Below are 12,487 nucleotides of genomic sequence, written 5' to 3' on the forward strand. Positions count from 1 at the left end.
ATTTTTCACGGTGTTCGCGCGTTGTCGCATCCCGGCCGGCCGGTCAAGGTGGTAGCTATGCGGGCCTTTGGCGCCCGGCAGCGCACCCGGACGAAGGAAGAACATGTCTGTCGCACCGCCCACGCAGTACGCCGCGAACCTCCAACCGGACCTGTCGAACTGGGACCCGGAACACGACGAGACCTGGGATCCGAAGCTCGCCTGGCGCACCCTCTGGATCACCACCTTCAGCCTGACGCTCAGTTTCGCCACCTGGTACCTCGTCAGCGCGATCGCGCCGCGCCTGAACGACATCGGCTACTCGCTGACTCCCGGCCAGCTGTACTGGCTGGTGGCCCTGCCCGGACTCGCCGGCGGCCTGCTGCGCCTGGTCTTCATGTTCCTGCCGCCGATGATGGGCACCCGGGCCCTCGTGGCCATGTCCTCGGCCCTGCTCGTACTGCCCATGATCGGCTGGACCCTCGCCGCCCGCGACACCTCCACCCCGTACTGGGTGCTGCTCGCGCTGTCCTTCTCGGCCGGAATCGGCGGCGGCACGTTCTCCGGCTTCATGGCATCCACCAGCTATTTCTTTCCCAAACGCCTCGCCGGCACCGCGCTCGGCCTGCAGGCCGGCCTCGGCAACTTCGGCATCGGCCTGATGCAGCTGCTGCTGCCCTGGGTCGTGGGCTTCGGCCTCCTCGGCACGGCGGCCCTCACCCCGCAGAGCAGCGCCGCGGGCGACCTGGTCTGGCTGCACAACGGCGGCCTGGTGCTCATCCCCTGGGCGCTGCTCGCCGTCGTGCTCTCGGTCGTGTACCTGCGGCGGGTGCCGGTCACGGCCAACTTCCGCCAGCAGATGGACATCTTCGGGGTCAAGCACACCTGGATCATGACGGCCATCTACCTGATGAGCTTCGGCGCCTACAGCGGCCTGGCCGCCCAGATGGGCCTGATCATCCTCAACGTCTACGGCGACTTCCCGGATGCCCCGAACCCGCTCGCGTTCGCGTTCATCGGTCCCGTCGTGGGCGCCCTGGTGCGCGCGGCCAGCGGGCCGTTCTGCGACCGGTGGGGCGGCGCGATCTTCACCTTCGTCGGCGGCCTCGGCATGGTGGCGGGAACCGCGTTCACGTCCTTCTTCCTCACCCCGACCAGCGTGGACGAGTTCTGGGGCTTCCTCGCCGGCATGATCGTGATCTTCTTCTTCGCGGGACTGGCCAACGCCGGCACGTTCAAGCAGATGCCGATGATCTTCCCTAAGCGACAGGCCGGCGGCGCCATCGCCTGGACCTCCGCGATCGCGGCCTTCGGCCCGTTCATCGTCGGCATCTCGCTCACGGCCATCAGCCCGACCGCGTTCTTCATCGGCTGCACCGTGTTCTGCGTCTTCTGCACCTGGCTCGTTTGGTTCTACTACGCCCGCAAGGGCGCTCCCTTCCCCAGCTGACCGCGCCGCGCCGCGCCCTAACGAATTCGACGGAGATTCTGCCCGAATCGGCCCCAGATACCCCGAAGACGCGCTTTTACAGCAAAATCTCCGTCGAATTGGTTCCGCGCCGGGGGCGGCGGCCGGGGGCGGCCGGCTGCCGCGGTTCCCTCGGCGGCACCATCGACGTATTCTGGGCAAAAAACGGAGGACGTCATGCGAGCACTCGTGGTCTACGAATCCCAATGGGGCAACACCGAGCAGGTCGCGCGTGCGATCGCCGCCGAACTCGGCACCGCCATGGAGGTGGAGGTCGTCGACACCGACAGCGCTCCAGCGTCGGCCGACGGCTACGACCTCCTGCTGGTCGGCGGCCCGACGCACGCCTTCTCGATGAGCCGGCCGAACACCCGGCAGGATGCCGTGAACCAGCATGAGGCGCCCCGGTTGCCGACTCGAGGCATCCGGGAATGGCTGGACGGCCTCGCCCCGGTGACGGGTGTCAAGGCCGCGACCTTCGACACCCGCGCGAACGCGCCGCGCCTGCCGGGCTCAGCGGCCCGGGCGGCGAAGCAGGAGTTGAAGAGCCTCGGCTTCGAGATCGTGGTCAAGCAGATGAGCTTCCACGTGCACGGCTACGCCGGCCCGCTCGTGGACGGCGAGCTCGAGCGGGCCGTCGAGTGGGCGCACGAAGTCTCCAGCGGCCTCACCTCCGCGGACACCCAGTAAGTCTCAGAGCACATGGGTGTCTGAGTACCTGGAAAGAAGCCTCCAGCGGCGAACGGATGACCCGGTCGCCGCTGGAGGCTGGGGAACGTCTGACGGCCGCGGAACGGCCAGTGCCGGCTCAGTCCTTGTTGCCGGCGGGCGCCGGTGTGCCCATGTCATCGGACCAGACGGCGGTCGCGCCGCTGTGGCCGATGCGGATGGCCTGCACAGTGGTGCCGGTGGAGGCGAGCAGGGCGGCCGCGGCCAGGACGATGGCGACCCACCTCGGGGCGCGGCGCGTGGAGCCCCGGCCGAAGATCTCCCGGTAGTTCCACCAGAGCAGCACGCCGGCGACCACGGCCAGACCGATCCCACGGCAGCAGGCCCTCGGCCAGGTCGGCGTGCGTCTCGATCAGGGCGCTCTCGGAGACCCGCTCCTCGAGTGCTTCGCCGGACTGGGTCGACAACGGCACGAGAACGACGGCGGCCAGGGCCAGCAGCAGCGGAAGGAATCTGGCCCACTTGCGGAAGCGGGGCCACAGGGCGGCAACGACGATGACAAGGGCTGCAGTGGGAACGACGACCTCGGTGGCGTGCACGATGAGGGGGTGAACGGGCAGACCGGCGATGGTGTCGAGCAGCGCTTCGAACATGGTTCTCCTTGTGGGCGTCACCGGGCAGGCACGTGTGTGAGCCCGTACTCTCGCAATGCTAAGCACGGGGAGCCGTACCTCGCCACGACGTGCAGCCTTCCCTCAGTAGCCCGCGCGGCGGGTCGCTGCACAACGGGTCGAAACGAAGGGACAGCATCTTGGCCAGACTCGTCTACACCGGGATCACGTCGCTCGACGGCTACGTGGTGGGCCCGACCTGGCCGCACGGATGATCCGGGCCGGCCTGGTGGACGAGTTCCGGCTGCTCGTCTCGCCGATCATGCTCGGCGGCGGCCACTCCCACTTCCCGAACGGAGTGCGCGTGCCGCTGCAGCTGCTCGCCGACCGCCGTTTCGGCAACGGCGTCGTCTTCGTCCGCTATCGCGCCGAACCGTGAGTCTCGCCCCTATTTTTTCGATTTACCGGGTCTTTTCTCACGGTTCGGCGAAGAACTAGACGCCTTCGATTGCCTGCAGGCGGCCGGAACCGACCGCCCCGGCGAACAGGGCGTAGTCCCGGTCGTTCTGGTCGGCGTAGCGCTCGGAGAAATCGGTGACCGATTTATCGAACTTGTCGCTCTTGCCGAGGTAGGCCGCGATCGCGATCGGGTCGCCCGAGCGGGCGTACGCCCGAGCGGGCGTACGCCCGAGCGGGCGTACGCCCGCTCGAGCGTCCAGCCGCAGGCGTGGGCGTACAGCGACAGGCCGGCCGGTTTCAGCGATTCGACCTCGGCAGACCCCTTCATGTCGCGCAGCTGCCGGCAGTACATGAAGCGGTTCTCCTGCACGCCCTTCGTCCAGCCCAGGTAGATGTCACTGGCGGCCTGCATCAGCCGTTGGCCCTGCACGACCCGCTCCCCCGGTTGCTTGTAACGACTCTTCGGCAGGTGGTCTTCCAGAACGGATGCCGTGGCCTCCTTGATCTGCAGGAAGAGCGGGTCCTGTTCATCTCGCCCCTGGAGCAGGGCGATGAAGGAGCGGGTGCCGACACTGCCGACACCCACCACCTTGCGGGCCACGTCGACCAGCTGGAACTGCTCGAGCAGATGACGGCGGTCGTCCGGAAGGGTGACCCGGTAGGCGCGCAACTGGTCGAGGATAGCGCGCCGGGTCTCCTCGGCTGACATCCCGAACGCGTCGAGGAGCCCTCGGGCGGGGATGACGATCGGCGGCTGACTCACGATCCGGTACTGCCCGTTGTCGAACTCGGCGAGTTTGGAGAGAGCCTGCAGGCTATCCCTGGTGCGGGCCTTCGCCGAGTTGCGCTGCATTGTCTTCTCGATGGTCCGGTTCAGTTTCCGCTGCTTGCCTGTCCCGGCGCCCACGGACTGTTGGAGGACCTTCGTCAGGTCCTCCTGTGACAACCGGGCGTACCAGATGTCCATGGTGCGCATCTGGGCGAACGAGGCCATGGCCTCTCGATACGCACGGACCGCCGCGAGGGTCACATCCCGGGCGCCGGACGCGCTGAAGCCGTTGTTTCGGGCTGCGATCGTGAAACTGGCGGTCATCCGCAGCACGTCGTACTCGAACGGACCGGGGAGCGTCTCATCGAAGTCGTTGAGGTCGAAGAGGAGCAGCCGCTCGGGTGACACGAACACGCCGAAATTGGAGAGGTGGGCGTCACCGCATTGCTGGGCGATCAGGCCCGCCCGGGGCGTGTCCGTGAGGTCGGTCGCCATGATCTTGGCCGCACCGCGGTAGAAGGTGAAGGGGGAAACCAGCATCCGGTCGTGCCGAACCGGCACCAGGTCCTGCTCCCTGGTGGTGTTCTGAGCCTCGAGCAGCGACGGCGGGTCCGGCCGGTCGGCGGCGGGAACCCAGCCCCGATGACTGGTGAGGGGCGTGCGCTCCCGCGCGCTCCTGCCGCGGGCTTTCCGCTCCTCAACGCTGAGGTGCTGCGCTTTGGGCGCGGTCATGATCGGAGACCTTTCGGCTGCACTGCAATCGGCGGGTGAGAACATCTCCACGATTGCCCGGCCGCGCGCCGGCGTCAATGTCTCCGGGCCGGGCGGCTAACGGCGACTGCCCTCCCGATGGCGGGTGCCGCGTGGCAGCTCGCTCTTCTCCCAGCCGCGGCGGGCCTTCACTGCACCCGCGCCGCGGTGGCCGTTCCGCGAACGGTAGACGATGTAGGGCCGCACGAAGTAGCCGAGCGGCGCCGAGAAGACGTGCACCAGGCGACTGAACGGCCACAGCAGGAACAGGGCCGTCGCCGAGAGCACGTGCAGCTGGAAGAAGAACGGCACGCCGCTCATCAGCGACGGGTCCGGCTGGAAACCGTAGAGGCTGCGGAGCCAGGGCGAGATCGACCCGCGGTAGTCGTAGCCGGCGCCGAGCACCTGGTAGAGCACCGTGGCCGTGGTGCCGAAGGCGATGGTGCCGGCGAGGAAGAGGTACATCACCTTGTCCATCGCGGTCGTGACCAGTTTGACCCGGGCGACCAGGCGCCGACGAACCAGCAGGATGACCAGGCCCGCGATGGTCAGCACCGCCGCGATGCTGCCCAGCCAGGTGGCCCCCAGGTGGTACAAATGCTCGGTGACGCCGAATAACTCGAGCCAGGGCTTGGGGATGAACAGGCCCACGAGGTGGCCGCCGAAGACCATCAGGATGCCGTAGTGGAACATCGGCGAGCCCCAGCGCAGCCACTTGTTCTCGTAGGTCTGGCTCGACCGGGACGTCCAGCCGAACTGGTCGAACCGGTAGCGCAGCAGGTGGCCGACGATGAAGACGACGGCCGCGGCGTAGGGGAACGCCACCCAGAGCAGAATGTCGAGCGGGGTCATACCCGTACGTCCTCACTGTTCGCGGCGGACGGCGAGAACGGTTTGAGATTGCCGAGAAAGGTCATGCCGACCGTCTCGGTGGGCGGTCCCTCGTTGACGAGGTCCAGGTAGCGCTGACGGGTTTCCTCGTCGATCTTCGGCAGCGACAGGGACACCACCTCCACGACGTGCGCGTAGGGGCTCGGCACCGCCTCGAGGGCCGTGCGGAGCACCTCGATGCCGTCGCGGTGGGCGGCGAGCAACTCCTGGGCGATCGGCGACTCGCTGAGGGCCGAGAATTCCAGCACCATCGGCAGGTAGTCGGGCAGTTCGTCCGCCGCCACCTCCCAGCCGGCCGCGCGGTAGGCCTCGACGAAGCGCACCAGCGCCATTCCGCGCCGGCGAGTGTCCCCCGCCGCGTAGTAGCTCAGGTACGGACAGCACTTGCGCTTGAGGTCGAACGTGGCCGTGAAGTGGATCTCCAGCTCCTGCTGGCTCATCGCATCCGCCGCCGTCAGGAACGCCTCGAAGGCGTGGCGGAGCGGATCCGGCAGCAGCGTCACCGACGCGGCCACGGCCGAAAAGCGCGCCCGGCGCTCCTCGCTGGGGTAGTCCAGCAGGATCGACGCCGCCATGTGCGCCATCCGGCCGTCCTCCGCGGACAACGGCAGGGCTGTCACCTTGCGGACCGGCAGCTTCGGCAGCCTCATGCGGGGCTCCCGGGGGCGCCGTCGGCGGTTCTGGGCGGGAACATGCCCTTCGGCACGCCTCCGCCGGTCCAGTTGAGCAGGTTGACCCGGCCCGGCGTGGTGGGCCGGGTGCGTTCCCCGCCCTTGCCGACCATCTCGTTGTAGTTGTCGACGGTCGCGTTCAAAGGCATGCCCGGGGTCTTCCCGTAGGGGCCCGCCGCCGTGGCCGCGGTGGGCCCGCCCATGCCGGGGCCGCCGTCGGTGTCGAGCGAGCAGGCGAGTTCCTCCAGCTCGCGCGCCGTCTCGACGTGCGCCTTCGGGATGACGTAGCGGTCCTCGTACTTGGCGATCGCCAGCAGGCGGTACATCGCCTCGATCTCGGTGCCGGTCATGCCGACCGCGGCCGGGATCGACTCGTCGCGGGGGCGCCCCAGGTTGATGTCGCGCATGTAGGACCGCATCGCGGCGAGCTTGCGCAGGGAGGACTCGACCGGAACGACGTCCCCGGCCGAGAACAGGCCGGCCAGGTACTCCACCGGGATGCGGAGCTTGTCGATGGCGGCGAACAGGGTGCGGGCATCCTCGCCGTCGTTGTTGGTGGTCGAGATGACGTCGACCACCGGGGACAGCGGCGGGATGTACCAGACCATGGGCATGGTGCGGTACTCCGGGTGCAGCGGCAGGGCCACCTTGTACTCGGAGATGAGCTTGTAGATGGGGCTGTTCTGGGCGGCGAGGATCCAGTCGTCCTCCATGCCCTCCGCCTTCGCCGCGGCGATCACCTCCGGGTCAAACGGGTCGAGGAAGCAGGCGCGCTGGGCATCCAGCAGGTCGTGCTCGTTCTCGACCGAGGCCTGCGCGAGGACCGCGTCGGCGTCGTAGAGCATCAGGCCCAGGTAGCGCAGCCGGCCGACGCAGGTCTCGGAGCAGATGGTGGGCTTGCCCTGCTCGATCAACGGGTAGCAGAGAGTGCACTTCTCCGCTTTGCCGGTCTTGTGGTTGAAGTAGACCTTCTTGTAGGGGCAGGCGGAGACGCACATGCGCCAGCCGCGGCATCCGTCTTCATCGACGAGCACGATGCCGTCTTCTTCGCGCTTGTACATCGCGCCCGAGGGGCAGGCGGCGACGCAGGCGGGGTTCAGACAGTGCTCGCAGATGCGCGGCAGGTAGAACATGAAGGTGTTCTCGAACTCCATCTTCACGTGCTCGCTCATGGTGGCGAGGATGGGGTCGTCGGCCGCGGTCTCCTGCGAGCCGCCGAGGTTGTCGTCCCAGTTGCCGGACCACTTGATGTCCATGTTCTGGCCGGTCAGCAGGGATTTGGGCCGGGCCACCGGGCTCTGGGTGCTCAGCGGGGCCTTGGTGAGCATGTCGTAGTCGTAGGTCCACGGCTCGTAGTAGTCGTCGATGACGGGCAGGTCCGGGTTGTTGAAGATGGTGGCCAGGCGCTTGATCCGGCCGCCGGAGCGCAGCTTCAGGCGTCCGCGCTTGTTGCGCGTCCAGCCGCCCTTCCACTTCTCCTGGTCCTCGTAGCGGCGCGGGTAGCCCACGCCGGGCTTGGTCTCCACGTTGTTGAACCAGACGTACTCGACGCCGGTGCGGTTGGTCCAGACCTGCTTGCAGGTGACCGAGCAGGTGTGGCAGCCGATGCACTTGTCGAGATTCATGATCATCGACATTTGAGCCATTACGCGCATTTAGTACTCAACCTCCTGGCTGCGTCGACGGATCACGGTGACCTCGTCGCGTTGGTTCCCGGTCGGGCCGAGGTAGTTGAAAGCGAAGGACAGCTGGGCGTAGCCGCCAATCAGGTGGCTGGGTTTGAGCAGGATGCGGGTGAGGGAGTTGTTGGTGCCACCGCGCATGCCGCTGGTCTCGGCGATCGGCACGTTGATGGTGCGGTCCTTCGCGTGGTACATGTACACGGTGCCCTCCGGCATCCGGTGCGACACGATGGCGCGGGCCACGACGACGCCGTTGCGGTTGTAGGACTCGATCCACTCGTTGTCGCGCACGCCGATCTTGTCGGCGTCGAGCGGAGACATCCAGATGGTCGGGCCGCCGCGGGACAGCGAGAGCATCATCAGGTTGTCCTGGTACTCGGAGTGGATCGACCACTTCGAGTGCGGCGTCAGGTAGCGCACCGCCACCTCGGCCCGGCCCTTCGAGCCGGTCGCCCCGGTCGCGGCGGTCGAGCCCACGATCGAGTCGTCGAACAGGCGGTGCATGTCCAGCGGCGGCCGGAAGATCGGCAGCTGCTCCCCCAGTTCGATCATCCAGTCATGGTCGAGGTAGAAGTGCTGCCGCCCGGTCAGGGTGTGCCACGGCTTGAGGTGCTCCACGTTGATCGTGAACGCGCTGTAGCGTCGGCCGCCGTGCTCGCTGCCGGACCATTCCGGGGAGGTGAGCACCGGGACCGGCGCGCCCTGGACATCCGGGTAGGAGAAGCGGCGGCCCTCGTTGTCGCTGGCCAGGTGCGCCAGCTTCATTCCGGTGCGCTCCTCCATCTGGCGGAAGCCCTGCGTGCCGAGGCGGCCGTTAGTGGTGCCGGAGAGGGCCAGCACCATTTCACAGGCCTGGATGGCGGTCTTCAGCTGCGGCCGTCCCGCGGTGGGGCCGCTCTGGACCAGGCCGTTCTTCTGGCCGAGGTAGGCGACCTCGACGTCCGGGTTGAACTTGACGCCCTTGGTGACCATCCCGAGCTTCTCGGTCAGCGGCCCGAGGGCCCCGAGCCGGGCCGCGAAGGCCGGGTAGTCGCGTTCGACCACGACCAGCTTGGGCATGGTCACGCCGGGCACCAGCACCTGGTCGTACTCGACGATGCCGTGGGGGGCGCTCATCGCATCCGGGGTGTCGTGCAGCAGCGGCACGGCGACGAGGTCCTTCCGAACTCCGAGGTGCTCGACCGACATTTCGGAGATCTTCTCCGCCAGGAGGTGGAAGATGTCGAAGTCGGTCTTGGCCTGCCAGGGCGGGGCGATCGCGGGGTTGAAGGAGTGGATGAACGGGTGCATGTCCGTCGTGGACAGGTCGTTCTTCTCATACCAGGTGGCCGGGGGCAGCACCACGTCGCTGAAGATGGTGGTGCTCGTCATGCGGAAGTCGCTGGTCACCATCAGGTCGAGCTTGCCCTCGGGCGCGGTCTCGTGCCATTTCATGGTCTTCGGCCGCTTCTCCGGCGGCGACTCGGGCGCCCGCACCGCGGACTTCGTGCCGAGCAGATGCTTGAGGAAGTACTCGTTGCCCTTGCCGGAGGAGCCGATCACGTTGGCCCGCCAGATGTCCAGGATGCGCGGGAAGTTCTCCGGCGCATCCGGGTCTTCGACCGCGTATTCGAGCGTGCCGTCGCCGAGGGACTCGACCACGTACTGGGCCGGGTCCACACCCGCGGCGACCGCGTCGTCGACCAGGTCGAGCGAATTGCGGTTGAAGGTGGGGTAGCCGGGCATCCAGCCGCGCTTGGTCGACTCGACCAGGCAGTCGGCCGTGGTGCGGTCCTTGAACGTGCCGGCCCCGAGCGGGCTGGACAGGGTGTCGGCGGACAGTCCGTCGTAGCGCCACTGGTCGGTGGCGAGGTAGAAGAAGCCGGTGCCGATCATCTGGCGGGGCGGCCGCACCCAGTCCAGGCCAAACGCGTACTGGCCGTAGCCGGTGAGCGGGCGTACCTTCTCCTGGCCAACGTAGTGCGCCCAGCCGCCGCCGTTCACGCCCTGGCAGCCGGTCATGGTGGTCAGGGCGAGGAAGGCCCGGTAGATGGTGTCGGAGTGGAACCAGTGGTTGGTGCCGGCGCCCATCAGGATCATCGAGCGCCCACCGGAGTCCTCGGCGTTCTGCGCGAACTCCCGCCCGATCCGCTCGGCGGCCTGCATCGGCACCGACGTGATGCCCTCCTGCCAGGCCGGGGTGCCCGGCGAGGACGCGTCGTCGTAGCCGGTGGGCCAGACGCCCGGCAGGCCGGGCCGGCCGACGCCGTACTGGGCGAGCAGCAGGTCGAACACGGTGGTGACCAGCTGGCCGGCCACCATCCGCACGGGCACGCCGCGACGGATGACGCCCGCGCCTCCCGCGTGCTGCTCGCCGACCTCGTCGGTCTCCGGTGCCACGTCGAACCGCGGCATGTCGATGGCCACGGATGCCTGGTCGTAGTCGGGTGCGTCCGCGATCGACAGCAGCGGGTCGACGCCCTCCAGGTCGAGGTTCCACTTGCCCACGTCGGTCTCGGAGAACCGGTGCCCGATCGAACCGTTGGGCACGACAACCTGGCCGTCCTGGCCCAGAAGCACCGGCTTGAACGCGGCGCTGGCGACGGTCGGTGCCAGGCCGGGCAGGGCATCCGCGGTCATGAACTTGCCGGGAACGTACGCGTCGCCGCGCTTGGTGAGACCGATCAGGTAGGCGGAGTCGCTGTAGCGCTTCATGTAGTCGACGAAGCGGGGCGTGCGGCGGTCGACCAGGAATTCCCTGAGCACGACGTGGCCCATGGCCAGCGCGAGGGCGCCGTCGGTGCCGGGGTGCACCGCCAGCCACTCGTCGGCGAACTTGGAGTTGTCGGCGTAGTCGGGCGAGACGGTGATGACCTTCTGGCCCTTGTAGCGGGCTTCGACCATGAAGTGCGCGTCGGGGGTGCGGGTGACCGGCACGTTGGAGCCCCACATGATCAGGTAGGACGAGTTCCACCAGTCGGCCGACTCCGGCACGTCGGTCTGGTCGCCGAACACCTGCGGGGAGGCGACGGGCAGGTCGGCGTACCAGTCGTAGAAGGAGAGCATGGTGCCGCCGAGCATGGAGATGAACCGGTTGCCCACCCCCTGCGAGACGATCGACATGGCGGGGATCGGCGAGAAGCCGGCGATGCGATCCGGGCCGTACTTCTTGATGGTGTGCACGTGGGCGGCGGCGACGATCTCGGATGCCTCGTCCCAGCTGGTGCGCACCAGGCCGCCCTGGCCGCGGGCGCTCTTATAGGCGCGGGCGGACTCGGGGTTGCCGGTGACGTCGGCCCAGGAGAGCACCGGGTCGCCGGTGCGGGCCTTCGCCTGGCGGTAGAGGTCGAGCAGCACGCCGCGCACGTAGGGGTATTTCACCCGGGTCGGCGAGTAGGTGTACCAGCTGAAGGCGGCGCCGCGGGGGCAGCCGCGGGGCTCGTATTCGGGCGAGTCGGGGCCGACGGAGGGGTAGTCGGTCTGCTGGGTCTCCCAGGTGATGATGCCGTCCTTGACGTACACCTTCCAGGAGCAGGAGCCGGTGCAGTTCACGCCGTGGGTGGACCGCACCTCCTTNTGGGTCCAGCGGTCGCGGTAGAACGAGTCGGCGTCGCGGCCGCCCTCGAGGAACACCGAGCGGAGGTCGGGCGAGGCCTTGCCGCGGCGCAGGAAGCGCCCGAGTTTCAGGATCGTGTCGTCGATCGGGCCGTCGATGCCGGGCTTCGCGGGTGTGGCGGCCGGCTTCGAAAAGGCGGAATTCTTGAGCGATTTCACACTGTACCCCTTGCACTGCCCGGGGTCACTGCGGTCAGCGACCACCCTCGCAGCCCAGTCTCACCGGCGGGAAAAGGCGCTACAAGTCAGAAACGCCGTGATAAATGATTGCGGGCCGGTGCTGCTCCTGGGGCTGTGCGTCTTCGGCGGGTTCAGTGTCGGACCGGTGTAGGTCGAGAATGCAGGTGTTCGGTTCGACCAGCGGGTGCAGCGCGTCGGCGCTTAGCGGGCCCTCGGTCATCTCCAGCAGTGTCTTCAGCAGCCCGAAGTGCACCCGACAGACCTCGGGGTGTGCCTTGACCATGTCCCTGTACGGGCACTCGTGCAGGTGAACGTGGTCACCGTCGGCGTCGTCGATCGCGAGCCGCGCGTCGAAGCCGGTGCCGTCGAGGTGGTCGTCGAGGGCGTCCAGTTGCCGTTGCAGCGGCGAGTGGATGACGGCCTCGACCCGCAGCATCCGTCGCACCTGATCGCCGTGGCGCTCGGCTACCTGGGCCTTGGCCGCCCGGATCGAACCCTCGGCGCGGTCCGGGCCGGCGGCGGCGCTGTACAGCATCCGCGGACGGCCCTTTGAGTCCTTGCTTTCCGGCTGGCAGGTGACGAAACCATCGCCGATCAGGCGCTGCAGGTGCTCGCGGGCCGTGTTGTGGTGCAGTCCGGTGGCTTCGGCCAGGTCGCCCACCGTCATGGTTCCGCGTTGCTGCAGAAAGTGCAGCAGTTTGATCCTGCTGAACGAAGCGAGCGTGCGGTAGCTCGACGTGCGTTTCGACGACGGCGTCATCGGC

At 67.9% G+C, this 12,487-nt stretch carries 9 protein-coding genes and 2 pseudogenes; 3 read left to right on the plus strand and 8 right to left on the minus strand.

Annotation, left to right across the window (positions count from 1 at the left end; translation table 11 throughout):
* The first annotated feature begins 103 nt into the window (after positions 1 to 103).
* Together E3T24_RS09645 and E3T24_RS09650 are read left to right on the plus strand one after the other, a co-directional pair.
* The gene (locus tag E3T24_RS09645) at positions 104 to 1,429 is read left to right on the plus strand and encodes an MFS transporter (RefSeq protein WP_134366239.1); all 1,326 of its coding nucleotides are present in this window, start codon (positions 104 to 106) and stop codon (positions 1,427 to 1,429) included.
* A 195-nt stretch (positions 1,430 to 1,624) separates the two neighbouring features.
* The gene (locus E3T24_RS09650; RefSeq protein WP_134402492.1) at positions 1,625 to 2,137 is read left to right on the plus strand and encodes a flavodoxin domain-containing protein; all 513 of its coding nucleotides are present in this window, start codon (positions 1,625 to 1,627) and stop codon (positions 2,135 to 2,137) included.
* Between the two features lie 118 nt (positions 2,138 to 2,255).
* Here E3T24_RS09650 and E3T24_RS09655 read toward each other — a convergent pair whose 3' ends face one another.
* Positions 2,256 to 2,474 carry a hypothetical protein gene (locus E3T24_RS09655; RefSeq protein WP_134434550.1) on the minus strand — a complete coding sequence of 73 codons (219 nt, stop codon included), beginning with the start codon at positions 2,472 to 2,474 and terminating at the stop codon, positions 2,256 to 2,258.
* Positions 2,475 to 2,980: 506 nt separating this feature from the next.
* Here E3T24_RS09655 and E3T24_RS09660 point away from each other — a divergent pair.
* Positions 2,981 to 3,166: pseudogene (locus tag E3T24_RS09660) on the plus strand (dihydrofolate reductase family protein); the annotation flags it as partial.
* Between the two features lie 55 nt (positions 3,167 to 3,221).
* Here the strand turns inward: E3T24_RS09660 and E3T24_RS18270 are convergent.
* From E3T24_RS18270 to E3T24_RS09690, 7 genes and pseudogenes are all read right to left on the minus strand, one after another.
* Entirely contained in the window at positions 3,222 to 3,569 is a 348-nt protein-coding gene (locus E3T24_RS18270; RefSeq protein ID WP_347232656.1) for a DUF2252 family protein, read from the minus strand.
* A pseudogene (locus E3T24_RS09665) lies at positions 3,464 to 4,732 on the minus strand (DUF2252 domain-containing protein); the annotation flags it as partial. The pseudogene E3T24_RS09665 and the gene E3T24_RS18270, both read right to left, overlap by 106 nt.
* Positions 4,733 to 4,783: 51 nt before the next feature.
* Entirely contained in the window at positions 4,784 to 5,557 is a 774-nt protein-coding gene (narI, locus tag E3T24_RS09670) for a respiratory nitrate reductase subunit gamma (protein WP_134434551.1), read from the minus strand.
* Positions 5,554 to 6,246 carry a nitrate reductase molybdenum cofactor assembly chaperone gene (gene narJ / locus E3T24_RS09675; protein WP_134366243.1) on the minus strand — a complete coding sequence of 231 codons (693 nt, stop codon included), beginning with the start codon at positions 6,244 to 6,246 and terminating at the stop codon, positions 5,554 to 5,556. Before narJ ends, narI begins: the two co-directional genes overlap by 4 nt.
* A complete protein-coding gene (gene narH, locus E3T24_RS09680; RefSeq protein ID WP_134402491.1) occupies positions 6,243 to 7,922 on the minus strand; it encodes a nitrate reductase subunit beta in 1,680 nt (559 codons plus the stop codon). The genes narJ and narH overlap by 4 nt, the downstream gene beginning before the upstream one ends.
* A complete protein-coding gene (locus E3T24_RS09685; RefSeq protein ID WP_241978680.1) occupies positions 7,923 to 11,630 on the minus strand; it encodes a nitrate reductase subunit alpha in 3,708 nt (1,235 codons plus the stop codon). It lies immediately after the preceding gene.
* A 151-nt stretch (positions 11,631 to 11,781) separates the two neighbouring features.
* Positions 11,782 to 12,483: a helix-turn-helix domain-containing protein gene (locus tag E3T24_RS09690; protein WP_134402490.1), complete on the minus strand. Its 702-nt coding sequence runs from the start codon at positions 12,481 to 12,483 to the stop codon at positions 11,782 to 11,784.
* Positions 12,484 to 12,487: the final 4 nt, after the last annotated feature.

The organism is Cryobacterium sp. TmT2-59 (genome assembly GCF_004403545.1).
GTDB classification, from domain to species: domain Bacteria; phylum Actinomycetota; class Actinomycetes; order Actinomycetales; family Microbacteriaceae; genus Cryobacterium; species Cryobacterium shii.